General features: G+C 68.1%; 24 protein-coding genes. 10 read left to right on the top strand and 14 right to left on the bottom strand.

Annotated features, from left to right (window positions below; genetic code table 11):
* The first annotated feature begins 5 nt into the window (after nucleotides 1-5).
* Both WT53_RS10505 and WT53_RS10500 read left to right on the top strand, forming a co-directional pair.
* Nucleotides 6-602 carry a chorismate lyase gene (locus tag WT53_RS10505; protein ID WP_059825118.1) on the top strand — a complete coding sequence of 199 codons (597 nt, stop codon included), beginning with the start codon at nucleotides 6-8 and terminating at the stop codon, nucleotides 600-602.
* The gene (locus tag WT53_RS10500; RefSeq protein ID WP_034208044.1) at nucleotides 602-1,078 is read left to right on the top strand and encodes a DNA-deoxyinosine glycosylase; all 477 of its coding nucleotides are present in this window, start codon (nucleotides 602-604) and stop codon (nucleotides 1,076-1,078) included. Before WT53_RS10505 ends, WT53_RS10500 begins: the two co-directional genes overlap by 1 nt.
* A 64-nt stretch (nucleotides 1,079-1,142) precedes the next feature.
* On the opposite strand, the gene WT53_RS10495 is transcribed toward WT53_RS10500, so the two are convergent.
* From WT53_RS10495 to WT53_RS10485, 3 genes are all read right to left on the bottom strand, one after another.
* Nucleotides 1,143-1,466 carry a helix-turn-helix domain-containing protein gene (locus tag WT53_RS10495; protein WP_034208043.1) on the bottom strand — a complete coding sequence of 108 codons (324 nt, stop codon included), beginning with the start codon at nucleotides 1,464-1,466 and terminating at the stop codon, nucleotides 1,143-1,145.
* Entirely contained in the window at nucleotides 1,463-1,825 is a 363-nt protein-coding gene (locus WT53_RS10490; RefSeq protein WP_034208042.1) for a type II toxin-antitoxin system RelE/ParE family toxin, read from the bottom strand. The genes WT53_RS10495 and WT53_RS10490 overlap by 4 nt, the downstream gene beginning before the upstream one ends.
* Nucleotides 1,826-2,140: 315 nt before the next feature.
* Complete coding sequence (locus tag WT53_RS10485) at nucleotides 2,141-2,395, bottom strand: hypothetical protein (protein WP_034208041.1); 255 nt, start codon at nucleotides 2,393-2,395, stop codon at nucleotides 2,141-2,143.
* Between the two features lie 146 nt (nucleotides 2,396-2,541).
* Between WT53_RS10485 and WT53_RS10480 the strand changes: the two genes are divergently transcribed.
* The 3 genes from WT53_RS10480 to mctP all read left to right on the top strand — a co-directional run bounded on the left by WT53_RS10480 (nucleotide 2,542) and on the right by mctP (nucleotide 5,448).
* A complete protein-coding gene (locus tag WT53_RS10480; RefSeq protein WP_034208040.1) occupies nucleotides 2,542-3,459 on the top strand; it encodes a spermidine synthase in 918 nt (305 codons plus the stop codon).
* Nucleotides 3,460-3,658: 199 nt separating this feature from the next.
* A complete protein-coding gene (locus WT53_RS10475; protein ID WP_006490660.1) occupies nucleotides 3,659-3,901 on the top strand; it encodes a DUF3311 domain-containing protein in 243 nt (80 codons plus the stop codon).
* Nucleotides 3,898-5,448, top strand: a complete 1,551-nt coding sequence (mctP, locus tag WT53_RS10470) for a monocarboxylate uptake permease MctP (protein WP_059833424.1) — start codon at nucleotides 3,898-3,900, stop codon at nucleotides 5,446-5,448. The genes WT53_RS10475 and mctP overlap by 4 nt, the downstream gene beginning before the upstream one ends.
* Nucleotides 5,449-5,540: 92 nt before the next feature.
* Here the strand turns inward: mctP and WT53_RS10465 are convergent, their stop codons facing one another.
* The 5 genes from WT53_RS10465 to WT53_RS10445 all read right to left on the bottom strand — a co-directional run bounded on the left by WT53_RS10465 (nucleotide 5,541) and on the right by WT53_RS10445 (nucleotide 10,671).
* Nucleotides 5,541-5,996 carry a VOC family protein gene (locus WT53_RS10465; RefSeq protein ID WP_034208039.1) on the bottom strand — a complete coding sequence of 152 codons (456 nt, stop codon included), beginning with the start codon at nucleotides 5,994-5,996 and terminating at the stop codon, nucleotides 5,541-5,543.
* 241 nt (nucleotides 5,997-6,237) lie between these two features.
* On the bottom strand, nucleotides 6,238-7,191 hold the full coding sequence (tal, locus tag WT53_RS10460; RefSeq protein ID WP_034208740.1) for a transaldolase: 954 nt from the start codon (nucleotides 7,189-7,191) through the stop codon (nucleotides 6,238-6,240).
* Between the two features lie 168 nt (nucleotides 7,192-7,359).
* A complete protein-coding gene (locus tag WT53_RS10455) occupies nucleotides 7,360-8,571 on the bottom strand; it encodes a benzoate/H(+) symporter BenE family transporter (RefSeq protein WP_034208038.1) in 1,212 nt (403 codons plus the stop codon).
* Between the two features lie 55 nt (nucleotides 8,572-8,626).
* Nucleotides 8,627-9,802, bottom strand: a complete 1,176-nt coding sequence (locus WT53_RS10450) for a VWA domain-containing protein (protein WP_034208037.1) — start codon at nucleotides 9,800-9,802, stop codon at nucleotides 8,627-8,629.
* 26 nt (nucleotides 9,803-9,828) lie between these two features.
* A complete protein-coding gene (locus WT53_RS10445; protein WP_034208036.1) occupies nucleotides 9,829-10,671 on the bottom strand; it encodes a MoxR family ATPase in 843 nt (280 codons plus the stop codon).
* 245 nt (nucleotides 10,672-10,916) lie between these two features.
* Between WT53_RS10445 and WT53_RS10440 the strand changes: the two genes are divergently transcribed.
* Both WT53_RS10440 and WT53_RS10435 read left to right on the top strand, forming a co-directional pair.
* A complete protein-coding gene (locus WT53_RS10440; RefSeq protein WP_006478192.1) occupies nucleotides 10,917-11,276 on the top strand; it encodes a cytochrome c in 360 nt (119 codons plus the stop codon).
* Between the two features lie 40 nt (nucleotides 11,277-11,316).
* Nucleotides 11,317-11,676 (top strand): cytochrome c, encoded by a 360-nt coding sequence (locus tag WT53_RS10435; protein ID WP_006490657.1) that lies wholly within the window; start codon nucleotides 11,317-11,319, stop codon nucleotides 11,674-11,676.
* A gap of 99 nt (nucleotides 11,677-11,775) precedes the next feature.
* On the opposite strand, the gene WT53_RS10430 is transcribed toward WT53_RS10435, so the two are convergent.
* On the bottom strand, nucleotides 11,776-12,243 hold the full coding sequence (locus WT53_RS10430) for a DUF1841 family protein (RefSeq protein ID WP_373557157.1): 468 nt from the start codon (nucleotides 12,241-12,243) through the stop codon (nucleotides 11,776-11,778).
* A gap of 186 nt (nucleotides 12,244-12,429) precedes the next feature.
* Here WT53_RS10430 and WT53_RS10425 point away from each other — a divergent pair, with 186 nt between their 5' ends.
* On the top strand, nucleotides 12,430-13,359 hold the full coding sequence (locus tag WT53_RS10425) for a DMT family transporter (protein WP_034208034.1): 930 nt from the start codon (nucleotides 12,430-12,432) through the stop codon (nucleotides 13,357-13,359).
* A gap of 63 nt (nucleotides 13,360-13,422) precedes the next feature.
* Here WT53_RS10425 and nth read toward each other — a convergent pair whose 3' ends face one another.
* Both nth and rsxB read right to left on the bottom strand, forming a co-directional pair.
* Complete coding sequence (nth, locus tag WT53_RS10420) at nucleotides 13,423-14,067, bottom strand: endonuclease III (protein ID WP_060259609.1); 645 nt, start codon at nucleotides 14,065-14,067, stop codon at nucleotides 13,423-13,425.
* Nucleotides 14,064-14,957, bottom strand: coding sequence for an electron transport complex subunit RsxB (rsxB, locus tag WT53_RS10415; RefSeq protein ID WP_373558445.1), 894 nt, complete (start codon nucleotides 14,955-14,957; stop codon nucleotides 14,064-14,066). The genes nth and rsxB overlap by 4 nt, the downstream gene beginning before the upstream one ends.
* Before the next feature lie 252 nt (nucleotides 14,958-15,209).
* On the opposite strand from rsxB, the gene WT53_RS10410 reads away from it, so the two are divergent.
* Nucleotides 15,210-15,842, top strand: a complete 633-nt coding sequence (locus tag WT53_RS10410) for a TetR family transcriptional regulator (RefSeq protein ID WP_034208032.1) — start codon at nucleotides 15,210-15,212, stop codon at nucleotides 15,840-15,842.
* A 105-nt stretch (nucleotides 15,843-15,947) separates the two neighbouring features.
* Here WT53_RS10410 and WT53_RS10405 read toward each other — a convergent pair whose 3' ends face one another.
* On the bottom strand, nucleotides 15,948-17,438 hold the full coding sequence (locus tag WT53_RS10405; RefSeq protein ID WP_059825030.1) for a polyhydroxyalkanoate depolymerase: 1,491 nt from the start codon (nucleotides 17,436-17,438) through the stop codon (nucleotides 15,948-15,950).
* Nucleotides 17,439-17,653: 215 nt separating this feature from the next.
* A complete protein-coding gene (locus WT53_RS10400) occupies nucleotides 17,654-19,483 on the bottom strand; it encodes a glycoside hydrolase family 15 protein (RefSeq protein ID WP_060259603.1) in 1,830 nt (609 codons plus the stop codon).
* A gap of 166 nt (nucleotides 19,484-19,649) precedes the next feature.
* Between WT53_RS10400 and WT53_RS10395 the strand changes: the two genes are divergently transcribed.
* Entirely contained in the window at nucleotides 19,650-20,894 is a 1,245-nt protein-coding gene (locus WT53_RS10395) for a lactonase family protein (RefSeq protein WP_156444499.1), read from the top strand.
* Between the two features lie 96 nt (nucleotides 20,895-20,990).
* Here the strand turns inward: WT53_RS10395 and WT53_RS10390 are convergent, their stop codons facing one another.
* Nucleotides 20,991-25,514 (bottom strand): DNA translocase FtsK, encoded by a 4,524-nt coding sequence (locus WT53_RS10390; RefSeq protein ID WP_060259600.1) that lies wholly within the window; start codon nucleotides 25,512-25,514, stop codon nucleotides 20,991-20,993.
* Nucleotides 25,515-25,602 lie beyond the last annotated feature (88 nt).

The raw sequence follows: 25,602 nt of genomic DNA, 5'->3' as shown, positions 1-25,602 counted from the left end.
CGCGCATGCGATTCGACGGCGCTCGGGCCGGCTGGCGCGAGACGCCGCGGCCTGGCTGCACGCTCGACCAGCGCGACTGGCTGACGCGCGGCGGATCGCTGACCGCGCATCTCGCGCGACTCGGCCGCGTGAACGTGCGCGTGACGCGCGAGGCCGTCGACTCGCCGTGGTTCGACGAGCCGGACGCGCTCGCCAGTTCGCCGCGCGCGCCGATGTGGGTGCGCGAGGTGATTTTGTCGGTCGACGGCACGCCGTACGTCGCCGCGCACAGCATTGCGCCGCTCGCCGCCAGCAAGGGCGTGTGGCAGGCGATGCGGCGGCTGCGCACGCGGCCGCTCGCGGAGCTGCTGTACAGCGATCCGCAAGTCGAGCGCTCGGCGCTCGTGAGCCGGCGCGTGATCGCCGGTCATCCGCTGTATGCGCTCGCGAGCCATGCGTTGCAGGGCGTGCGAGCGCCGCATGCGTTTGCCGCGCGCCGCTCGGTGTTCCAGCGTCACGGCAAGCCGTTGATGGTCACCGAGTGCATGCTGCCGGCGCTGTGGCGCCATCTCGATGCGTACGGCGACGGGCCGCGATCGGTCGGGCCGCACGGAGGCGTGTGATGTTACAGGGCTTTCCGCCGGTCGTCGCGCCGCATACGCACACGATGATTCTCGGCAGCTTTCCGGGCGAGGCGTCGCTCGACGCCGCGCAGTACTACGCGCATCCGCGCAACCAGTTCTGGCGGCTGCTCGGCGCGGTACTCGGCGAGCCGACGCTGCACGAATTGCCGTACGACGCGCGGCTCGAGCGCGTGCTGTCGCACGGCATCGGCATCTGGGACGTCCTCGATGCGTGCCATCGCCAGGGCAGCCTCGATTCCGCGATCAGGAATGCGAAGCCGAACGACTTCGATTCGCTGCGCGCGCATGCGCCGTTGCTCAAGCGCGTGTGCTTCAACGGCAAGACGGCGGGGCGGTTTGCCGACGTGATCGGCCGGGCTGGGTACGAGACGCTCGTGCTGCCTTCGTCGAGCCCCGCGAATGCGATGCTGTCGTTCGAGCAGAAGCTCGAGCACTGGCGTCGAATCGTGCTTTGATCGACCGGGCGCTGCCGGCGGCATGTGCGGCCAGCGCATCGGTGCGATCGAAACGACGCTGCCGTCAGGCGGCGAAAACGACTTCGATGTGTCCTGCGGCTTCCGACCGGCGGTCCGGCCCGACGACGATCTGCACGTCGCGTCCGAGCTTGGCGAGACATTCGAGCATCTTCGTCTCGCTCACGCCGCGAAACTGACCGCGCAACATGTTCGACAGCTTCGGCTGAGGGATACCGAGCAATCGTGCCGCGTGCTGCTGCGTCCATTTGCGCGCCTTGATGATTTCCGCGATCTTCGCGGCGAGCTGGGCCTTCACCCGCATTTCGTCGGCATCGCGCATGCCCAGATCGGCGTAGACGTTCCCGCTGCCCGGTTCGATTTCGATCATCGCCTTTCTCCTGTTGCGTGTGCTGCGGCCGCTTTCAGACGTTCGCGGACGAGGTCGCTGTCCGGCCTGGGTGTCGCGACGCCGCTCGGCGATTTCTTCTGGAAACAGTGCAGCACGTAGACGCTGCCGCCCAGCTTCACCGTGTAGACCGCGCGGTACGTGCCGTTGTCTTCCGATTCCACGATCTCCAGCACGCCTGCCGATCCGAACCCCCTCAAGGGCTTGGCCCGATCGTGCCTGCGTCCCGTCTGCGCCAGATACAGCGCATAACCGAACGTGTCCTGCACGGCTTCGGGCATCGCTTTCAAGTCCTTGCGCGCCGAGCCGAGCCAGTACAGCGGTTTGATGTATGGATCCATCGATTAATTTATCCCTATTTGGGTATAATTTCAAGGGCCGCGGATGCATTCGGCGCGGCCGTTCGAAAGCGGTGTCAGGAGCGAGGCAGGCGGGCGATGGTGACCGACGGGCGGTGCCGATTCGCGCTCAGGTGCCGCCAGCGGGAAACGCGATGTGAACTTCCGGCCAGGAGGCCGCTGCTTCACAGTGTTGCGTCGCGTGGAGAGTCGAGACAATTCAGCCGTTCGACAGAGTGCTGTCGCGGCGTATCGATGACGAAAGGAGGGCGTTGCGGAGGAACCGCGACCGCATGGGTTGGCATGTCGCGTCGAAGCTCAATCGTCGTTGCCCCATCGCCAGCGGGGCTTCTCGCCCTTGATCCAGCACACGGCAGTCAGCAGCGCGACCAGCACCACGATGCAGGCACCGTACGCCACCGGCGATCGTTGCGGCGGCACGAGCCACGCGCTCGCGACGATCCCGATCGCGAACAGCAGCAGCACGACCCAGCCCTGCCACGCTACCGGTAACCCCCATCCCCAGCCGTAGCGCTTCGCCGGGAACCAGATTTTCTTGTCGTTCGAGGTCATACGCGCTCCTGTGGATCCACGAGCGCAGCGTAGCGCCGACGGGGTCCGGCGTCACGCGTGATGGGGTGCGCGTCGCAGCCTCCGTCTTCCGCCAATGCTATCCTCTCGTCCGCTCATCCAGCGTCACCCAGCGAGATTCAACCATCATGAACCGACTGATCAAGCGCGCGTCCGCCGAGGCACGCGCGTTCAAGCAACGCAAGCCGTCCGCCTACAACGGCTCCGAAAAGCTCCAGCCGCCGCGCGTGAAGCGCCGCCCGGACATCGACGAACACGACGACGTGCCGGTGCTCGAAGCGCCGCGCAAGCCGCGCTTCGCGCCCGTTACGTTCTCCGAAGAAGGCGGCGTGCGCTTCCTGCACTTCGGTACCGAGTGGGTGCAGGGCGCGATGCGGATTTCGAAGCCGCTGCATATCGAGCTCGAATACGCGCAGCAGATGATGGCGTGGCTGCTGTTCCTCGAAACGCCCGCGCGGATCGTCCAGCTCGGGCTCGGCACCGGCGCGCTGACCAAGTTCGCGCATCGTTTCCTGCCGCACGCGAAGGTCGAGGCCGTCGAGCTGAACCCGGCCGTGATCGTCGCCGCGCGCACGATGTTCGCGCTGCCGCCCGACGACGCGCGCCTCGTCGTGCACGAAGCCGACGCGTGGGACTTCGTCAACGACCCGGCCAACCGCGGCACGACCGGCGCGATTCAGATCGACCTGTACGACGCGACCGCGCGCGGCCCCGTGCTCGACAGCGTCGCGTTCTACCGCGCGGTGCGCGGCTGCCTCGCCGACGCCGGCATCGCGACGATCAACCTGTTCGGCGATCATCCGAGCTTCGTGCGCAACATGAAGCACCTGAACGCGGCGTTCGATCACCGCGTGATCGCGCTGCCCGAAGTGCACGACGGCAACCGGATCGCGATCGCGTTCTCGGGGCCCGAGCTCGACGTGCCGTTCGCGCAGCTCGACGCCCGCGCGAAGCTGATCGAGGACACGCTGAAGCTGCCCGCGCGCAAGTGGGTGAAAGCTTTGAAAGAAACGACGGGCGCACGCGACACCGCGTTCGCGATCTGACGCCGGTTGCATCGGCGGCAGGCCGGTGCAACCGCGCGACAAGGGGCGGATCACCTCGGGTTCGCCCCTGCTTGACCGCGTGCTCGCGGCTCCTATACTGGCGCGAAGCCAGGGGAGCCGTAGCCTACCCGTTTTGCTGCTCCTCTCGGTGCCGTACCCGCTCAACAAGATCGATAACCGGGATAGAAGAGGAGACGTCATGGCTCACGATGCCGACGCCAACCGGGCCGCCAAGCGCTGGCTCTGGCTGCTGGTACTGCCGCTGATCGCGATGGTCTGGGTGCCGTCGTACAGCAAGATCGAACCGCAATGGCTCGGTTTTCCGTTTTTCTACTGGTACCAGTTGCTGTGGGTCTTCATCAGCGCGGTGATTACCGCGTTCGTGTATTTCAAGACCAAGAACGCATGGAAGGCGAGCGGCACGCAAGGAGGTGCGCAATGAATCTCGGCGCGACCTTCGTCTTCGTCCTGCTGTTCATCGGCGTCACGATCATCGGCTTCCTGGCGGCGAACTGGCGGCGCGGCGATCTTGCCCATCTCGACGAATGGGGCCTCGGCGGCCGCCGCTTCGGCACGATCGTCACGTGGTTCCTGCTCGGCGGCGATCTCTACACGGCCTACACGTTCGTCGCGGTACCCGCGCTCGTGTTCGGCGCCGGTGCGATGGGCTTCTTCGCGCTGCCGTACACGATCCTGATCTATCCGTTCGCGTTCGTCGTGTTCCCGAAGCTGTGGAGCATCGCGAAGCGGCACGGCTACGTGACGGCCGCCGATTTCGTCAACGCACGCTACGGCAGCCGGATGCTCGCGCTGGCGATCGCGGTGACGGGCATCGTCGCGACGATGCCGTACATCGCGCTGCAGCTCGTCGGCATCGAGGTGGTGATCGGCGCGCTCGGCTTCGATACGACCGGCTTCGTCGGCGACTTGCCGCTGATCATCGCGTTCGCGATCCTGGCCGCGTATACGTACACGTCGGGGCTGCGCGCGCCGGCGATGATCGCGATCGTGAAGGACGTGCTGATCTACGTCACGATCGCCGCCGCAGTCATCGTGATCCCCGCGAAGCTCGGCGGCTTCGGGCACATCTTCTCCGCGGTGCCGCCCGCGAAGCTGCTGTTGAAGGCGCCCGACGCGACGAGCCTGAACGGCTACAGCGCGTATGCGACGCTCGCGATCGGCTCAGCGCTCGCGCTGTTCCTGTATCCGCACTCGGTCACGGCGATCCTGTCGTCGTCGTCGGGCAACTCGATCCGCCGCAACATGGCGATGCTGCCCGCGTACTCGTTCGTGCTCGGCCTGCTGGCGCTGCTCGGCTACATGGCGCTCGCCTCCGGCGTGAAGGACATGCCGCAGTACGCGCCGTACTTCAAGGCGTTCGGCCCGAACTTCGCGGTGCCCGCGCTGTTCCTCGAGTATTTTCCGTCGTGGTTCGTCGGCGTCGCGTTCGCGGCGATCGGCATCGGCGCGCTGGTGCCGGCGGCGATCATGTCGATCGCGGCCGCGAATCTGTACACGCGCAACATCCACCGCGAGTTCGTGAACCGCAACATGTCGCACGACCAGGAGACGCACGTCGCGAAGCTCGTCTCGCTGATCGTGAAGGTCGGCGCGGTGGCGTTCATCCTCGGGTTGCCGCTGACCTACGCGATCCAGTTGCAACTGCTCGGCGGGATCTGGATCATCCAGACGCTGCCGGCGATCGTGCTCGGCCTGTACACGCGCGTGCTCGACCATCGCGGCTTGCTGGCCGGCTGGGCGGCCGGCATCGTCTGCGGCACGTGGATGGCGATCTCGCTGAAGCTGGCCAGCTCGATCTTCACGATCCACCTGTTCGGCCTCGCGATCCCCGGCTATGCGGCCGTGTGGTCGCTGGTCGTGAACCTGGTGGTGTCGGTGGCGGTGAGCGTGCTGGTGCGCGCGATGGGCATGGCGCATGCGGAAGATCGCACGCGGCCGGAGGATTATCTCGACGTCGTCGAGGGTTGAGACTGCGCCGTGCGCGACACACGTCCGCGCAAGGCGCTTTACTCAAGAGCGAAAACGCCCGCCACCGCAAGGTGGCGGGCGTTTCCTTTGCGTCAGCCCTGCGCGCGTTTCGCGAGCTCCTCGCGCTGCGACGGATCCTCGACGTTGACCATCCAGTGCACGCCGAAACGATCCTTCGCCATCCCGAAGCCGAGCGCCCAGAACGTCTTGCCGAACGGCATCGTCACTTCGCCGCCGTCGGCGAGCGCGTTGAACAGCTTCTGGCCTTCGTCGACGGTCGCCGGGTTCAGCGACAGCGAATAGCCGGCATGCGCGGCACCGGCCGGCTGGCTGCAATCGCCGTCCGAGCACATGATCATCGAGTCGCCGATCGTGAAGCTCGCGTGCATCACCTTGTCGCTCATTTCAGGGGACATCGGGTAATCGGGATTCGGCGGTGCGTCCTTGAAGTGCATCTTGAACATCGTCTTCGCGCCGAGTGCCTTTTCGTAGAACTGCAGGGCTTCGTCGGCACGACCGTAGAACGTCAGGTACGGTTGAACTTGCATCGTTGTCTCCTGGGATGAGCCGTACCGGCGCGTCGGCGCTGGCTCGGCGTCGTGCAAGATTGACTGGGGAAAGGGCGCATCGGGAGGCGGCCGTCGCACCCGTGACGTGGATTGTAGTGCGCGCGCTTGACGATGGAATGAAAAATAAAAACGGCCGCGAACATCGCGTTCGCGGCCGTTGCAGCGCACGTACTGACGGCTGTTGTCAGTCTTGCTGACAGCCGCTGACGCGCAGCTCGGCTCAGCGCAGCGCGTCGATCAGCTTCTCGAGCTTGACCGCGTCGGCGGCGAACACGCGGATGCCTTCGGCGAGCTTTTCGGTCGCCATCGCTTCGTCGTTCAGCTGGAAGCGGAACGATGCCTCGTCGATCGCGACGCGATCGGCCGGCTTGTCCTGCAGCGTGTCCGGGGACAGCTTGCGTGCGACCGGCTCGTTGCTTTCGTGCAGCTTCTGCAGCAAGTCGGGACTGATCGTCAGCAGGTCGCAGCCGGCGAGCTCGACGATCTGGCTGGTCGTGCGGAAGCTCGCGCCCATCACTTCGGTCTTGTAGCCGAACGTCTTGTAGTACGTGTAGATGCGGCGCACCGATTGCACGCCCGGATCGTTCGCGCCGCCGTCGCGCGCTTCGTTCCATTCCGCGCCGGCCTGCTTCTTGTACCAGTCGTAGATGCGGCCGACGAACGGCGAGATCAGTTGCGCGCCGGCTTCCGCGCACGCGGCCGCCTGCACGAGCGAGAAAAGCAGGGTCATGTTGCACTTGATCCCTTCCTTTTGCAGCACCTCGGCCGCGCGGATGCCTTCCCACGTCGACGCGAGCTTGATCAGGATGCGCTCGCGGCCGACGCCGGCGGCTTCGTACAGCTTGACGAGCTCGCGGCCCTTGTCGATCGAGCGCTGCGTGTCGAACGACAGGCGCGCGTCGACCTCGGTCGACACGCGGCCGGGGATCAGCTTCAGGATTTCGGTGCCGAATGCGATCAGCAGGCGGTCGATGATGAAATCGGTGCTTTCGTTGCGATGATCGCGGACGGTTTTCTCGAGGATCGGCTTGTACGCATCCTTCTGGACGGCCTTCAGGATCAGCGACGGGTTCGTGGTCGCGTCCTGCGGCTTGTATTGCGCAAGCTGCTGGAAGTCGCCCGTATCGGCGACGACGGTCGTGTACTGCTTCAGCTGGTCGAGTGCGGTAGTCATGGCGATTCGGAAGAAGAGCGCGGGGCGCCGGGTTCTCACGGGCCGCGCGAGCGCGGCGGCGAAGCGAAGCGGCGCCGGGCGCCGCTTCCGATCCATCATTTTAGGCCCGATTCGTGTCCGGCACGTTCTGGCGTGCCGGGCGCGCGCCGCGGCGGGCGGCGAGCCCCGTCACGCGGGGCGCCGCGCGTTCAGGATCACCTGCGTGACGACGCCCGCGACGAGCCCCCAGAACGCCGGGCCGATCGACAGCAGCGTGAGGCCCGACGCGGTCACCATGAACGTGACGAGCGCCGCTTCGCGCTGCTTTACGTCCTGCATCGCGTTCGCGAGCCCGCTCATGATCGAGCCGAACAGCGCGAGCGCCGCGACCGACACGACGAGCGCCTTCGGCAGCGCCGCGAACAGCGCGGCGATCGTCGCGCCGAAGATGCCGGCGATCAGGTAGAACGTGCCGCACCACACGGCGGCCGTGTAGCGCTTCGCATGATCCTCGTGCGCTTCGGGGCCGGTGCAGATCGCGGCCGTGATCGCCGCGAGATTCACGCCGTGCGAGCCGAACGGCGCGAGCAGCAGCGACGCGAGGCCGGTCGTCGCGATCAGCGGCGACGACGGCGTCGGATAGCCGTCCGCGCGCAACACCGCGATGCCCGGCACGTTCTGCGATGCCATCGCGACGACGAACAGCGGAATGCCGATGCTGACGATCGACGCGATCGAGAACGCGGGCATCGTGAACACGGGCTGCGCGAGCGCGATGTGGAAGCGGCTGAAATCGAGCAGCCCGAGGCCGCCGGCCACCACGGTGCCGACGATCAGCGTCGTGACGATCGCATAGCGCGGCGCGAGCCGCTTCACGATCAGGTAGGTGAAGAACATCGCGAGCACGAGCGCGGTCTGGAACTGCGCGGCGCGGAAGATTTCGATGCCGATCTCGAACAGGATGCCCGCGAGCAGCGCGGCCGCGATGCCGGCCGGGATGCGCTTCATCAGCGTGTCGAACAGGCCGCTCACGCCGATGGCCGTCAGCAGCAGCGCGCAGACGACGAACGCGCCGATCGCCTCGGGGTAGGGCACGCCGGGCAGCGACGCGATCAGCAGTGCGGCGCCGGGCGTCGACCATGCGACGACGACGGGCGCGCGAAAGCGCAGCGACAGGCCGATCGTCGTCAGCGCCATGCCGATCGACAGCGCCCAGATCCACGACGAGATCTGCGCATCGGTGAGGTGGGCGGCGCGGCCGGCCTGGAACATCAGCACGAGCGAGCTCGTGTAGCCGGTCATCATCGCGACGAAGCCGGCGACGAGCGCGGACACGGACGTATCGGCGAAAAAGCGGCGGCCGCCGGCGCGGCCGGCGCTCGCGGTGGACGAAGGGTTCATGCGCTCTCCGGGGCGGCCGCTCGGACGCGGCCTGTGTATCTGCGGGTGGGTATCGTTACTTGCTGAGTGCGCGCATCGCGGTTTCGAGGCCGGCGAGCGTGAGCGGATACATGCGCTGGCCGAGCACGTCGCGAATGATCGCGATCGACTGCCGGTACTCCCATAGCCGTTCGGGCTCGGGATTCAGCCATGCATGATGGGGGAACTGGTCGGCGAGGCGGCGCAGCCACACGGCGCCGGCTTCCGGGTTGTTGTATTCGACCGAGCCGCCGGGCTGCAGCACTTCGTACGGACTCATCGTCGCGTCGCCGACGAAGATCAGCTTGTAGTCGGGCGTGAACTTGTGCAGCACGTCCCACGTCGCGGTGCGTTCCGAGTGGCGGCGGCGGTTGTTTTTCCACAGGTGGTCGTACACGCAGTTGTGGAAGTAGAAGAATTCGAGGTGCTTGAATTCGGCCTTCGCGGCCGAGAACAGCTCTTCGGTGCGCTTGATGTGGTCGTCCATCGAGCCGCCGACGTCGAGCAGCATCAGCACCTTCACGTTGTTGTGGCGCTCGGGCACCATCCGCAGGTCGAGCCAGCCGGCGTTCGCGGCCGTGCTGCGGATCGTGCCGGGCAGGTCGAGCTCCTCGGCCGCGCCTTCGCGCGCGAAGCGGCGCAGCCGCCGCAGCGCGACCTTGATGTTGCGCGTGCCGATCTCGACCGAATCGTCGTAGTCGCGATAGGCGCGCGCTTCCCACACCTTCACCGCGGTGCGGTTGCCGTTCGACGGGCCGCCGATGCGCACGCCTTCCGGGTTGTAGCCGCCGTGCCCGAACGGCGACGTGCCGCCGGTGCCGATCCATTTGTTGCCGCCTTCGTGGCGTTCCTTCTGTTCGTCGAGCAGCGCCTTCAGGCGCTCCATCAGCTTGTCGAGCCCGCCCATCGCTTCGATCTGCGCTTTTTCCTCCGGCGACAGCTCGCGCTCGAGGCGCTTCTCGAGCCAGTCGAGCGGGATGTCGAACGCCTCGGACGGCAGCGCGGACACGCCGTGGAAATACGCGCCGAACGCCTGGTCGAACTTGTCGAAGTACTGCTCGTCCTTGACGAGCGTCATCCGCGCGAGGAAGTAGAACGCGTCGATCGACGGCGAGATCAGCCCGGCCTTCAGCGATTCGAGCAGCGTCAGGTATTCCTTCACCGAGACGGGCAGCTTGGCTGCGCGCAGCGCGTAGAAGAAATTGAGCAGCATGGCCGGGCCTTCGCGGATGAGGGAGATTACCGGTTGTGCCGGTTCATGTAGACGAGCCGTTCGAGCAGGCTCAGATCCTGCTCGTTCTTCAGCAGCGCACCCGCGAGCGGCGGCACGATCTGTTTCGCGTCCGCGCCGCGCAGCGCGTCGGCCGGAATGTTCTCGGCGAGCAGCAGCTTCAGCCAGTCGAGCAGTTCGGACGTCGACGGCTTCTTCTTCAGGCCCGACACGCCGCGCAATTCGAAGAAACTCTCGAGCGCCGCGCGCAGCAGCTCCTCGCGGATGTCGGGGAAGTGCACCGCGACGATCTTCTGCATCGTCGCCGGGTCCGGAAACTGGATGTAGTGGAAGAAGCAGCGGCGCAGGAACGCGTCGGGCAGTTCCTTCTCGTTGTTCGACGTGATGATGACGAGCGGGCGGTGCTTCGCGCGGACCGTCTCGCGCGTCTCGTACACGTGGAACTCCATCCGGTCGAGCTCGCGCAGCAGGTCGTTCGGGAATTCGATGTCGGCCTTGTCGATCTCGTCGATCAGCAGCACGCTCGGGCGCTCGGCGTCGAACGCCTGCCACAGCACACCCTTGACGATGTAGTTCGCGATGTCCTTCACGCGCTCGTCGCCGAGCTGCGAGTCGCGCAGCCGCGACACCGCGTCGTATTCGTACAGACCCTGCTGCGCCTTGGTGGTCGACTTGATGTGCCACTGCAGCAGCGGCATGTCGAGCGCGGCGGCGACTTCCTCGGCGAGCATGGTCTTGCCGGTGCCGGGCTCGCCCTTGATCAGCAGCGGGCGTTGCAGCGTCAGCGCGGCGTTGACCGCGAGCTTCAGATCGTCGGTGGCGACGTAGTGCGAGGACCCTTCGAAACGCATGGCGGCGCTCTTCTTTCTCGGGAAAAAAACCCAGTATAAGTCAGAAGGGCTGTGCGGTTGAGCCGCGCCCGCGTATCGTAGCGGGGCTGTGGCGGGGCGGACCGGGGCGCCTTATGGACGCGTTCCCCGCCGACGCGGTACAATCTGGCCGTTTTTTTTGGCCTGCGTGGCGATCCGATAAGCAAAACGGCGCGGGCCGTTGCCGCTTAGGCGCCAGTTTCCCCTCAAGCTAGGTTACAAGAGCTATGAACAAATTCGTCGGCAAACACGTCGTTGTCGCAGCGCTCGTGGCGCTCGCGGGCAGCGCGCAGGCGGCCGGTGTGGTCGGCAACCCGAAGGACGGGGCGAGCAAGGCCGCCATGTGCATCGGTTGCCACGGCATCCAGGACTACCGCGCGGCGTACCCGGAGGTCTACCGGGTGCCTGTCCTCGGCGGCCAGAACCAGCAATACCTCGAGAACGCGCTGAAGGCCTACCGCAAGAAGGATCGTCACTTCCCGTCGATGAATGCGATCGCCGGTTCGCTGACCGACCAGGACATCGCGGATCTGTCGGCGTACTACGCCGCCCAGAAGGCCGACACGAAGGACAACCCCTACAAGTAAAGCGCGCGCCGCCGATCTCCCCGGCGGGACAGGAGCATTCATGAACAACGCATTCAAGACGGCGGCGGTGGCACTGGCGGCCGGCCTCGCGATCGGTACCGCGCACGCCGCGGACATCTCGAAGGGCAAGGAACTGGTCGAATCGCACAACTGCGCGGCCTGCCACGGCGCGCAACTGAACAAGCCGATCAACGCCGAGTATCCGCGCCTCGCCGGCCAGCACGCCGACTACCTCGTGTGGGCGATGCGCCAGTACCAGATGGGGCTGACGAACCCGCTGCTCGGCCGCAACAACGCGATCATGCAGGCGCAGGTACAGAACCTGTCGGTCAGCGACATGAAGGACATCGCGTCCTACATCGAGTCGCTGAAGGAAACCGACCTCGTGTTCAAGAAGTAAGCGCGACGGGCCTCACAGGCTCGCGCAGCAAGAATGCCCCGCCTCGGCGGGGTATTTTTTTGTCCGCGGCCCGGCGCAGGTCGACGTGCCGGCCCGCGCTCAGTCGCGCGACGCGCGGCGCAGGATGCGCTGCAGGTACGCGTCGGTATCGGGCGGCGTGTTCGTGCGCTGCGCTTCCCAGATCGTCTCGCCGAGGCATTCCATGATCGCGTGCTGCGCGTCGTGGGTCGAGTCGAGCTTCGCGGCCAGCTTGTCGTGCGCGGCGCGGATGCCGGGCGGCTGGTCGATCGACAACTGCTCGCTGATCGCGAGGTGCATCGACAGGTGCAGGAACGGGTTCGTGCGGCCTTCCTCGGGCGTGTAGTCGCGCGCGGCCGCGCCGTCGGCGTCGGCCAGTTCGTCGTGGTATTCGGGATGCTCGACGATCCAGTCGGCTGCGATCGCTTCCAGCGGCGTCAGGATTTCGCCCGCGCGCTGCTTGCGCCAGGTCTCGGTGAAAAAGCGACGCACGTCGTCGCGGCTTGGATTGAACATGGTGGGGAAACGTCGTGATTCGGGCGGCGTCATGCCGCGTCGCGCATTGTACGCCGGAGCGGCGGACGGCGCTGGCGGCGGCTCCGGGGCGGCTGGAGTCAGGCGTCGCAGGGCGTTGCGGCCGCCCGCTGCGCAACGGGTAAGCGCGGGCTAGGCTCGCCGCTGCCGCACCGCTACACTCCGACGACTCCGTCCCGACGCTGGTTCGCCCGTTTCATCATGACCGACACCGTTCGCCCTTCGCCCGCCGCCCTGCAGGGCGCGCTCTACGTCGCGTTGTCCGCCGCCGCGTTCGGCGCGATGGCGATTTTCGGCCGCTACGCGTATGCGGCCGGCGTCGACGTGCTCGGGTTGCTGATCGTGCGCTTCGCGATCGGCGGCGCGGTGCTCGCCGCGATCGCGCGGCACCGCCGCGTCGCATGGCCGCGCGGGCGAGCGCTCGCGCCGCTGGTGGCGATGGGCGCGCTCGGCTACGTCGGGCAGTCGTTCTGCTATTTCAGCGCGCTGCAGCACGCGCAGGCGAGCCTCGTCGCGCTGTTGCTGTACCTGTATCCGGCGTTCGTCACGCTGCTGGCCGCGTGGTGGCTCGGCGAGCGCCTGACGCGGGCGAAGGCCGTCGCGCTGGTGTTGTGCGTCGCGGGTTCGGCGCTGATGGTCGGCGGCGGGCACGGCGAGCCGCTCGGGATCGCGCTCGCGCTGGCCGCCGCGGTGATCTATTCGCTGTACATCGTCGGCGGCACCAGGGCGACGCGCGGCGTCGACCCGCTCGCGACCACCGCGATCATCTGCCTGTCGGCCACCGCGACGCTCGTCGCGATCGCCATCGTGCGCACGGCGGCGATCGGCGCGCCGCCGCGCTGGCCCGCGACGGCCGGCGGCTGGGCGTCGATGCTCGCGATCGCGCTCGTGTCGACGGTCGCGGCCATGCTCGCGTTCTTCGCCGGGCTCGAGCGGCTCGGGGCCGCACGCACGTCGATGCTGTCGACGCTCGAACCGGTCGTGACGGTCGCGCTCGCGGCGCTGCTGTTCGGGGAGGCGTTGTCGCCGCTGCAGTGGGCGGGCGGCGTCGCGATTCTGGCGGCCGTGCTGGCGCTCGTGCGCGCGGGCGGCGCGGCCGCCGACGACGCGACGGCGACGTCCAACGCGTAGCCGGGAAGGGGCGGAGCGGGCGTCGCGACGGCGCGTGCGGCGCTCGCCCATGCGGCGTGACGCCTATTCGTTGGGCGGCGGCGTCTTCGGCCGGAACTCGCACAGCGGTTCGATCGCGCAGTGCCAGCATTCGGGCCGCCGCGCCTTGCACACGTAGCGCCCGTGCAGGATCAGCCAGTGATGCGCGTCCTGCAGGAATTCCTTCGGCGTGAACTCTTCGAGCGCGGTTTCGACGGCCCGCACGTCCTTGCCCGGCGCGAGCCCGGTGCGATTCGCGACGCGGAAGATATGCGTGTCGACCGCGATCGTCGGCTGGCCGAACGCGGTGTTCAGCACGACGTTCGCGGTCTTGCGGCCGACGCCCGGCAGGCCTTCGAGCGCTTCGCGATCGGCCGGCACCTCGCCGTCGTAGCGCTCGAGCAGGATCCGGCACGTCGCGACCACGTTCTTCGCCTTGGTGCGATAGAGGCCGATCGTCTTGATGTACTCGGTGACGCCTTCCTCGCCAAGCGCGACGATTTGTCGCGGGGTGTTCGCGACCGGAAACATTTTCCGCATCGCCTTGTTGACCGACACGTCGGTGGCCTGCGCGGACAGCATCACGGCGATCAGCAGTTCGAACGGCGTCGAGTATTCGAGTTCGGTGGTCGGATGCGGATTGAGGCTCTGCAGCGTTTCGTAGATCGCGCGTCGTTTGCTGGCGTTCATGGAGCGTTCTGGTCGGGCGGCGCGGACGGGCCGTCCGGATCGTCGCTATCGGTGTCGTTGTCGTGGTCGCGGCCGCCCGATGCCGCTTCGGCATCGCGCTGCGCCTGCTGCTCGGCGAGTCGCTTGCGGCGGGCCTCGGCCGCGTCGATCTGCGCCTGGACGGCCGCGCTCACGCCTTCGGTGTTCTTCGGCCCGGCGCCTTGCCCGGACAGTTCTTCCTTCTTCTTGCGCGCGCGTTCGAGCGCGGCGGCGATGATCGCGCGTTTCTTCGCTTCGGCGTCGTCGGCGGCCGGCGCATCCGGCTGCGCCGCGGCGGGGCCCGCGGCCGGCTTTGCCGCACTGGCCGCGCGGCGGGCGGCGGCGCGCGCTTCGGCGGCCTCGCGCTCGCGGCGCTGGCGCGCGAGCCGCAGGTCGTGGCGTTCGCGCGCGGCGTCTGCCTGTTCCTGCGACCACGCATCCCAGCCCGTGCGATCGCCGGTTACCGGCAGCATCGCGATGCAGTCGACCGGGCACGGCGGCACGCACAGGTCGCAGCCCGTGCACAGCGACGCGACGATCGTATGCATCTGCTTCGGTGCGCCGACGATCGCATCGACCGGACACGCCTGCATGCATAGCGTGCAGCCGATGCACAGGTTTTCGTCGATGAACGCGACCGCGCGCGGATGCTCGCTGCCGTTGACGGGGTTCAGCGGAATCACCGGCTTGCCGAGCAGGCTCGCGAGACGCGCGATGCCTTCGGCGCCGCCGGGCGGGCATTGGTTGTAGTTCGCGTCGCCGGCGGCGATCGCCTCGGCGTACGGACGGCAGCCGTTATAGCCGCACTTCGTGCATTGCGTCTGGGGAAGCAGATCTTCGATGCGATCCGCGAGTGTTTTGGAGTCGGTCACGGTGACAACGGGCGCAACGGCGCCGAATGGCTCTCGGCCGCGTCGGGCGCGGCCGGAAAGGTTTGCCAAACCTTGATTATCGCCGATTTCCCGCATTGCGCTGGACGCCGTCTATGCGCATAATCGAACCGCTTTTTTGCAGGGGCTCAGCAGGAGGGCGGCCGCCCGCGGCGCGCCCGTTCCAGGGCGGCCGGCGCCGAGGCGGTGGGGGTGCCGGTCCGGATCAAGCGGCTCACGTAGCAAAACGCCACCATGAATCAGCCAAAAATCAAAAGAGATCCTGAAGGTACGCGCCGCCGCATCCTGATGGCGGCAGCCGAAGAGTTCGCGAATGGAGGGCTGTTCGGCGCGCGCGTCGATCAGATCGCGCGCCGGGCCGAAACGAACGAGCGCATGCTCTATTACTACTTCGGCAGCAAGGAACAGCTTTTCACGGCGGTGCTCGAACACGCATTCTCCGCGCTGACGGAGGCCGAGCGCGTGCTGGATCTCGACGGCGTCGCGCCGGTCGAGGCCGTCACGCGGCTCGCGCATTTCGTTTGGGACTACTACCGCGACCATCCGGAGCTGCTCAGGCTCATCAACAACGAGAACCTGCACGAAGCGCGCTATCTGCACAAGTCGACGCGGATCCGCGAGATGATGTCGCCGATCGTCGCGAAGCTCGGCAACGTGCTGATGCGCGGCCAGAAGGCCGGGCTGTTCCGCGGCGACGTCGATCCGCTGCGCTTCTACGTGACGCTGTCGGGGCTTGGCTACTACATCGTCTCGAACCGCTTCACGCTCGCGGCGACGCTCGGCCGCGACTTCACCGACACCGACGAACGCGCGGAGATGGTCCGGATGAGCACCGAGGTGCTGCTCGCGTATCTGCTGCGGCGCTGACGCGACGAACGGACGAACTGACGAGCCGCCCGCTCGCGGCCGCCGCATAAAAAAACGCCGCCGTGCGCAAGCAACGGTGGCGTTTTTGCGTCGGAACGCGATGCGTCAGGCGGCCTTGCGGGCCCGCACGGGTTTTGCGCGCGGGCTGCTCGCCGCGCGTTTGGCGGCGGGCGCGGCCTTCGCGGCGGGCGCCTTGGCGGGCGCGACCGTCACGGCCGGCGTCTTCGCGCGCGCGCGTTTCGCGGCGGTGACGCGCGCTGTCGTTTCCGGCTGCGGCTTGGCGGCCGGCACGACGCCGATCGTGGTCGCATCCTGCGCATCGGCGGGCAGCTTCGTCGCGCCGTGCTTCGGTTCCGGCGCATGCTCGCGGATGAAGTCGCGCAGTTGCGGATAGATGATCGTGCGCCAGCGGCGGCCCGAGAAGATCCCGTAGTGGCCGCACTTCTCGGCGGTCAGGCTGCGGCGATCGTCTTGCGGGATGCCGGTGCACAGCTCGTGCGCGACGTGCGTCTGGCCGCTGCCCGAGATGTCGTCGAGTTCGCCCTCGATCGTCATCAGCGCGGTGTGCTTGATGTCCTGCGGCCGCACGCGCTCGCCTTCGACGTCCCACGTGCCTTCCGCAAGCCGGAATTCCTGGAACACGACGCGGATCGTCTCGAGGTAATACTCGGCGGCCATGTCGAGCACCGCGTTGTACTCGTCGTAGAAGCGGCGGTGCGCTTCGGCGTCGTCCTCGTCGCCGCGCAGCAGGCTCTGGTAGAAATCCCAGTGCGATTGCGCGTGCCGCTCCGGGTTCATCGCGACGAAGCCCGTGTGCTGCAGGAAGCCCGGATACACCTGGCGGCCTTCGCCCGGATAGTTCGCCGGCACCGTGTGGATCACGTTGTTCTCGAACCACGCGGTCGAGTGCTGCGTCGCGAGCGAATTCACGGAAGTCGGGCTGCGGCGCGCGTCGATCGGGCCGCCCATCATCGTCATCGTGAGCGGCGTGTCCTCGCCGCGGCTCGCCATCAGCGAAATCGCCGCGAGCACCGGCACCGTCGGCTGGCATACCGAGATCACGTGCAGGTTGCGCGCGCCGATGTGACGGATGAATTCCTGGATGTACGCGATGTAGTCGTGCAGGTGGAACGGGCCGGTCTCGACCGGCACCATCCGCGCGTCGATCCAGTCGGTGATGTAGACCTTGTGATCCTGCAGCAGCGTGCGCACCGTGTCGCGCAGCAGCGTCGAGTGGTGGCCCGACAGCGGCGCGCAGACCAGCACGACCGGCTCGTCCTTCAGTTGCGTGACGGCGTCGGCGTCGTCCGAATAGCGCTTGAAGCGCAGCAGCCGGCAGAACGGCTTCTCGATGATCGTCTGCTCGACGATCGGGATGTTGTGGCCGTCCTTGACGATCTGATGGATGTTGAATTCCGGCTTTTCGTAATCCTTGCCGAGTCGATACATCAACTCATAGGCGGCGGCCATCCGCGGCGCGCCGGGGATCAGCGAGAACGGGCTGGACGGATTCGCGAACGACTTCGAGGCGGCCTGGGCCCAGGCCGTGAGCGGGCTCAGCATTGCCCGCTGGAATTCGTGCAGTTGGTAAAGCATGCAGGCTACTCCCGCGTGGGGGGGACGGTGCGCAAGGGCGGCGTGGGGCGTCGCGGCGTGCCGTGTGGGTCAGCGGCCGGCCATGTTGCATTGCAGCCGGACAATCTCGTCGATCATATCGGACAACGATCGGTTGTGCAATGCAACATTTCCCGGTTTTTTCATCAAAATTTTGCGATTTGACGATCTATGAACAAGGGCGCGCGCCGCGCCGCTCAGCGCCCGGTCGCGACGGCCGGCGCGGGCTGGCCGGCCGCGCGCGCCATCGCGTCTTCGTGGTGCATCAGGTTCATCGCGGTATGCACGAGCGCCACGTGCGAGAACGCCTGCGGGAAGTTGCCGACGAGCCGCCCGGCCACCGGGTCGTACTCCTCCGCGAGCAGCCCCAGGTCGTTCGACAGCGCGAGCAGGCGGCTGAAGAGCCGATGCGCGTCGTCGATCCGGCCGAGCAGCGCATAGCTGTCGACCAGCCAGAAGCTGCATGCGAGAAACGTGCCTTCGCCGGGCGGCAGGCCGTCGTCGTATTCGGTCGTGCGGTAGCGCATCACGAGTCCGTCGTGCAGCAATTCCCGCTCGATCGCGTCGACCGTGCCGACGATGCGCGGGTCTTCCGGCGGCAGGAAGCCGAGCTGCGGCAGCAGCAGCACGCTCGCGTCGAGCTCGTCGCTGCCGTAGCTCTGCGCGAACGCCTGCTTGCCTTCGTGCCACGCGTTGGCGCAGACGTCCGCATGGATCCGCTCGCGCAGCGCGCGCCAGCGGTCGAGCGAGCCGGGCAGCCGGAACATTTCCGCCGACTTGATCGCGCGGTCGAACGCGACCCACGCCATCACTTTCGAGAACGTGAAATGGCGGCGGCCGCCGCGCGTTTCCCAGATGCCTTCGTCGGGCTCCTGCCAGATCTTCTCGAGGTGGTCGAGCAGCGCGCACTGCACGGACCAGACCGTGTCGTCGGCCTGCAGGCCGCCCACGCGCGCGAGGTGCAGCGCGGCCATCACCTCGCCGAACACGTCGAGCTGGAGCTGGTTCGCGGCGCCGTTGCCGACGCGCACCGGCTTCGAATCCTGGTAGCCGGGCAGCCAGTCGAGCTCCATTTCCGGCAGCCGGCGCTCGCCGGCGATCCCGTACATGATCTGGATCTGCTCGGGCGAGCCGGCCATCACGCGGCCGAGCCACGTGCGCCATGCGCGCGCCTCGTCGTAGTAGCCGCCGCGCATCAGCGCGAGCAGCGTGATCGTCGCGTCGCGCAGCCAGCAGTAGCGGTAGTCCCAGTTGCGGTTGCCGCCGATCTTTTCGGGCAGCGACGTGGTCGGCGCGGCGACGATGCCGCCGGTCGGTTCGTACGCGAGCGCCTTCAGCGTGATCAGCGAGCGGCGCACGGCGGCCGCGTAGCGGCCCTGCACCTGGCAGCGGCCCGACCATTCGAGCCAGTAGTTCTCGGTGCGCGCGAGCATCGACAGCGGGTCGCGCGCCGGCGGCAGCCGCATGTGCGACGCCGCGTAGCCGAGCGAGAACGACACGCGCTCGTCGGCGTTGACCGTGAATTCCGCGAGCGTATGGAGGTTCTTGCCGGTGAGCGGCACCGGCGTACGCAGCACGACGGTATCGGGGCCGGCGATGGCCTTCATGCCGTCCTCGCGGGTCAGTTGCGTGACCCACGGAATCGAGAAACCGTAGTCGAAGCGCAACACGAGCTCCATGCGCATCTTCATCGTGCCGTGGCGGCCGACGACGATCCGCACCAGTTCGGACCAGCCGTTGCCGGGCGGCATGAAGTCGATCACGGTGACGGCGCCGTCGGCGCTTTCGTAATCGGTTTCGAGAATCAGCGTGTCGCCGCGATAGCGGCGGGTCGTGTGCGTGATCGCGGCGTCGGCGGCCGGAGCAAGCAGCCAGCGGCCGTGCTCGGGCGTGCCGAGCAGCGCCGCGAAGCAGGCGCCCGAATCGAAGCGGGGCCAGCACAGCCAGTCGACGGAGCCGTCTTTTGCGATCAGCGCGGCCGTGTGGCCGTCGCCGACGAGGGCGTAGTCTTCGATCAGGGCGGGCATGGGCAGGCGATCCTTGGGTATTCGAGTTCACAATGCGGACGTCGGCGGCCCGGACTTCACGCCCGGGCGTCGCGCCCCGTATACTCGGCCGGGCGGCGGAGCGCATGAACGGCCGGCGTTTCGTCCTATCTCAACACTTGAAGCGACTCGATGCAAGGAGGATTCAATGCCCAACCGTTTACGCGAGCGTGACGCACGCGCTTCGACACGAGGGTTCCCGCTTAGGCTCGCTCACTGGATGAAAGGTTTCGCGATCGTGCTTTCCCTGTCCGCGACCCACGCATTCGCGCAGCAATCGTCCGCCCCGGCCGACGGCGTCTACAACCTGCTCGTCGGCACCTATACGGGCGGCGGCAGCGACGGGATCTACGTTTACCGCTTCGATACGAAGACGGGCAGCGTCGCGCCTGTGTCGTCGGCGAAGACCGAGAATCCGTCGTATCTGTTGCCGAGCCGCGACGGTCGCACCGTGTACGCGGTCAACGAGCTGCCCGGCGACAACGGGCCGGCGACGCAGCGCGGCGGCGTCAGCGCGTTCGGCTTCGACGCGAAGACGGGCGCCCTCACGTTCATCGACCGCGTGTCGTCGGAAGGGAACGATCCTTGCTATCTCGCGCTGTCGCCGGACGGCAAGTACCTCGTCACCGCCAACTACTCGGTGGCGGCCGATCCGGGCGGCAGCTTCGCGGTGTTCCCGATCCGCGACGGCGGCGCCGTCGGCCCGGCCGTGCTGACGGTCCATCACGAAGGCACGGGGCCCGTGAAGGGCCGCCAGGACGGCGCGCACGTGCATTCGACGGTATTTTCGCCGGACGGCCGCTACCTGTTCGTGCAGGATCTCGGCGCGGACAAGATCTACGGCTACCGCTACACGGTGGACGGCAGCCGCGGGCTGATCAGCCCGACCGACACGCGCTATACGCCGGTGAAGGCCGGCTCGGGCCCGCGTCACATGGTGTTCGGCGCCGACGGCCGCTTCGCGTACGTGACGAGCGAGCTCAACGCGTCGGTCGAGGTGTTCGGCTATCGCGACGGCAAGCTGACGCCGATCGAGACGGTGCCGATGACGGCCCCGGGCTTCAAGGGCAAGGTCGGCGGCGGCGCGATCCACCTGTCGCCGGACGGGCGCTTCCTGTACGTGAGCAACCGCGGCGACGCGAACGACCTCGTGATCTACGCGGTGAACAAGGCGGACGGCCGGCTGAAGCTCGTCGGCCGCCAGTCGAGCCTCGGCAAGACGCCGCGCGAGTTCCTGATCGATCCGACCGGCAAGTGGCTGATCGTCGGCAACCAGGACAGCGACACGTTCTACGTGTTCAGTCGCAATGTGGAAACGGGGCAGCTCGGCGCGAATCCGCAGAAGGTCGCGGTCGGCAAGCCGGTCGATTTCAAGCTGGTGCCGGTGCAGTAAACGAGAAAGGCGCTGCCGAGGCAGCGCCTTTTTTTGCGGACGGCCCGTTGCGCGGCGCGCCCGTCGCGATGAATCGCGGCCGGCGGGCCGCCCGCTTCACTCGGCCGCGGCCGGCACGAGCACCTCGCGGCTGCCGTTGATACCCATCGCCGACACGAGGCCGGCCGCTTCCATCTGCTCGACGAGGCGTGCCGCACGGTTGTAGCCGATGCGCAACTGACGCTGCACCGACGAGATCGACGCGCGCCGCGTGCGCACGACGAACGCGACGGCTTCGTCGTACAGCGGATCGGCTTCCGCGTCCGGCGCATCGCCGAACAGGTCCTGCGTCGCGCCGTCGGTGGCAGGGCCGTCGAGAATCCCTTCCTCGTACTGCGGCTCGCCGAACTGCTTCAGATACTCGACGATCCGGTGCACTTCCTCGTCGGCGACGAACGCGCCGTGCACGCGCTGCGGATAACCGGTGCCCGGCGGCAGGAACAGCATGTCGCCCATCCCGAGCAGCGACTCCGCGCCCATCTGGTCGAGGATCGTGCGCGAATCGATCTTCGACGACACCTGGAACGCGACGCGCGTCGGAATGTTCGCCTTGATGAGGCCGGTGATCACGTCGACCGACGGACGCTGGGTCGCGAGGATCAGGTGGATGCCGGCCGCGCGCGCCTTCTGCGCGAGGCGGGCGATCAGCTCCTCGATCTTCTTGCCGGCGACCATCATCAGGTCGGCCAGCTCGTCGATCACGACGACGATCAGCGGCAGCTTCGACAGCGGCTCCGGGTCGTCGGGCGTCAGCGAGAACGGGTTGCCGATCTTCTTTTCCTTCGCTTCCGCGTCGCGGATCTTCTGGTTGAAGCCCGCGAGGTTGCGTACGCCGACGGCCGACATCAGCCGGTAGCGCTTCTCCATTTCGCCGACGCACCAGTTCAGCGCGTTCGCCGCGAGCTTCATGTCGGTGACGACCGGCGCGAGCAGGTGCGGGATGCCTTCGTAGACCGACAGCTCCAGCATCTTCGGATCGATCATGATGAGCCGCACGTCTTCCGGCGTCGCCTTGTACAGCAGCGACAGGATCATCGCGTTGATCGCGACCGACTTGCCCGAACCCGTCGTGCCCGCCACGAGCATGTGCGGGGCCTTCGCGAGATCGGTGACGACCGGGTGGCCGGTGATGTCCTTGCCCATCGCGATCGTCAGTTGCGACGGCGAATGCTGGTACGGGCGCGATTCGAGGATCTCCGACAGGCGGATCATCTGGCGCTTCGCGTTCGGCAGTTCGAGGCCCATGCAGGTCTTGCCGGGGATCGTCTCGACGACGCGGATCGACGTGAGGCCGAGGCCGCGCGACAGGTCCTTCATCAGGCCGACGATCTGGCTGCCGCGCACGCCGAGCGCGGGTTCGATCTCGAAGCGCGTGATCACGGGGCCGGCCGATGCGCCGACCACCGTCACCGGCACCTTGAATTCCTGCAGCCGCTGTTCGATCACCTGCGCGGTTTGCGCGAGGTGTTCCTCGGTGATCGTTTCGACGTCGTCGGAGGCGGGCTCGAGCAGGTCGAGCGTCGGCAGTTCGACGCTGAACGACGCGGGGGCGTGGAATTCGAACGCGTTCGGGCGCGGCGGGCGGGCGGGGGCGACCGGGGCCGGTTCGGCTGCCTCGATGGCTTCGGCGGCTTCGGCGGCCGGTGCGCCGATCGACGGGGTCGCGGGCAATGTCGGCGCGGAAACTGCGGCTGCCGGCGTGGGCGAGAGGTTCGCGGCGGGGAGGGGCATCGCTTGCGGTGTCGCGGTCGGCGTTGCGCCCGCGTCGTGCGACATCGACCAACTCGCCGACGATGCGGCAGGGGCGGGCGGTGTCGTCATCGTCTGGGCTGCGACTGCGGCGGGGACGAACACGATCGACGGAGCCTGCGTCGCAGCGGTCGCGCCCATCGACGTCGGCGATCCGGCGTCAGCGGCAGGCGAGCCCGCGATCGACTGGATCGGCGTGGCGGCGGCGGCCGTGGTCGTCGACGCGATCGTGCTGAAGGACGGCGACGCCGGCGCAGACACGGTGGGCGACGCGGGCAGGCCGCTTGCCGGCTGCGGAGCGACTGCGCTCGATGAGCCCGATGTCGCGAAAGTCGTGGTACCGGTCGACGGGGTTGCCGTGTCGACCGGAAGCGTCGATGCCGGCGCGTAAGACGGTGTGGCGACAGGCGCGGACGCGAAAGTCGCGGGTGTTGCGGGCGTCGCGGTGGCGGGCGCCGGCGTTGTAGGTGTCTGCGCAGTCGAACCGAACGGCGAACCCGATGCGCCGGCGGCCGATGGCGTCACGGCGGGCGCCTCGGTCGATGCGGGCGTCGAAGCGCGCGAAAGCGAACCGTAGGTCAGGCCCGTCACACCGGCCGGCGACGCCGACGCGGCGGAAGTAGCGGGTGGTGCCGATGCGGCAGGTTGCGACGGCGACGCGGACGCCGTGCCGGTTACGCCGACCGACGAAACTGCGGCGGCGACGGGCGCGATGCTCGATGTGGAGGCGAGTGCGGACGCGTGTGCCGTCGAACCGTCAGCCGTGCCGGCCAGCGGCGACGCAGCGGCGGTCGATGCCGTCGATGTTGCGGCAAACGGCTGAGCCGCCGGTGATTTCGGCAATTCGGCGGAGACGGTCGACGGGGCCGCGGCGGGCTGCACCGTCGAAGGTGTCCAATACGTGGCGGCGGGCGTCGCGCGTGGAGCGACAGCCGGCAACGACGCCGCAGGTTCCGTCTCGACCGGCTTGGCAGCGTCCGGCGCGGGATGCGATACGGCCGGTGCGGACGTTGCCGCAATCGACGAAGCGGGCAGCGCAGCGAACGATACGATGCTGTCGGCCGGCGGCTTCACATCGGCGTGCGCATCGGCAGCCGCTTGACGCAAGTGGGCCGGTGCCGCGCGATCGATTGCAGGCGCCGGTCGTGCGTCGTCCTCGTCGTCGACATCGACGGACGCGGTCGGCTTGCTGGCACCGAGGTCGCGAACCGCTGCATTGCCTGCTTGCGCGAACGCCGAATGAGCGGACTCCGATCGCGTGGCGTGCGCGGGCACATCGGCCATCGGGTTTTCGGTCGACCAGTCGCGTGCGGAAACCGGCGGGCTGACGACATCGTCCCAAGGCGCGACGCCGAGGGGGGCGTCGAACGACGGCGCAGCGGCCGCATCGTCGATGCGACGGATTTCGTCGTCGGCGCGATGCGCGTACGCGCGATCGTCGATGCCGGTATCCGGTCGCGTGGACGGTGCAGCGTCGTCGAGCGCCGGGGTGGGCGAATCGACACGCGGGGCCTGCGCGATACCGGATTGCACCGGCATGAACGCGTCGAGCACGATCGGCGCGCCGTCGTCGCGAGCAGGCGCGGCATCGTGTGCGGCCGGGACATCGCCGTCCTGGGCTGCGATGTCCTGCGCCGCGGGGACGAACGCGTTCGACGCGGCCGCGGATGCCGGCGCGGCCACGCTGCCTGCCGTCGCGGCGACGCCGGCCACGGCGGCGGCAGCGGTCGCCGCGCGCGTGGCATCGGCCGATTGCGCGCCGCCCAGCGACGCCCATTGCGCGGTGCTGGCCTCGATCGAACGCAGCGTGTCGTGAACGCTCGGCGCCGGCGTGATCGGCGCGGCCGGCTTCTCGTTCCATGCATAGAGCGGTGCGCGCGCCGGCGCGGGCGGCGCCGGGCGGCGTCGTGCCGCGTCCGACGGGCCGGCGGCCGCCGTGCCCGCGACCGGCCGCACCGGCGGACGCTGCGGCGGCGTACCGGCCGGGCGCGGGGTGACCGTCGCGCGCGGCGCCGTCTGCGTCAGCGCGGCGGTGGCCGGTCGCGCGGCGGTCGGACGCGGCCGGACGGGTTCGAATCCGACCGGAAGCGGGGCGGGCGCGGGGCGCGGCACCTGCGCGTTCGCCGCGGCGCGCGCGAGGCTGGCGGTGCTGCCGGTCGTCGGCGGCGGCATCGCGCTGGCCGGGATCGGCGCGGGCGGCGCCGGCGTGCGCGGCGGGGCGGTCGGCTTCAGCCAGCCCGACGGCGCGACGGGCTCCGCGAGCGGGCGGGGCGGCGTCTTGCTGCGCGGCTTCGGGCGCGCCTGCGGATCGGGTTTCCACACCGTCGGGCGCGAATACCGGCCGTTCTGGCGCGGCGCCATCGAGTTGACGGTGTGCGCGGTGGTCGGCTGCACGACGTCGTCGTCGCGATGCAGCGCGCTGCGCGGCAGGTCGGCGATCCCGCGCGCGTCGTCGTCGCCGCCGTCGCGCGACAGCTTGACGCCGAACGACGTGTCGACCCACGCGGCGAACTGCCGCCAGCCGATGCCGGTCAGCCACGGCAAGCCGGCGAACAACAGCACGACCATCGCGACCGGCGTGCCGATCGGGCCGAGCACGTGGGCGAAGCCGGCCGAGCACGCATGGCCGAGCGCGTTCGTGTCGGGGCCCGACAGCGGGCTCGTCAGCGTGCAGCTTGCGACGAACACCGCGGCGAAGCCGAGCCACAGGCGGATCGAGCCGCGGCCGGCGAGCCCGCCGCCGCCGGGCAGCATCGCCTGCACGAGACGCCAGAAGAGAAGGAGAAACCAGACGGCGGAGATGCCGAACCAGCCGAAGACAACCGTGTGCATGCTTTGAAACAGGAGTGGGGCGGGGCGCGCGGGGCGCGACCCGCCGAGTTTAACCGGCCGGCGAACAAGACTCTGACGCGGCGTGATT

The sequence above is a fragment of the Burkholderia sp. MSMB2157WGS genome, from assembly GCF_001532755.1.
Classification (GTDB): Bacteria; Pseudomonadota; Gammaproteobacteria; order Burkholderiales; family Burkholderiaceae; genus Burkholderia.
Note: the sequence above shows the minus strand (reverse complement) of the source record. Positions and strands in the feature narration are given on the sequence as shown.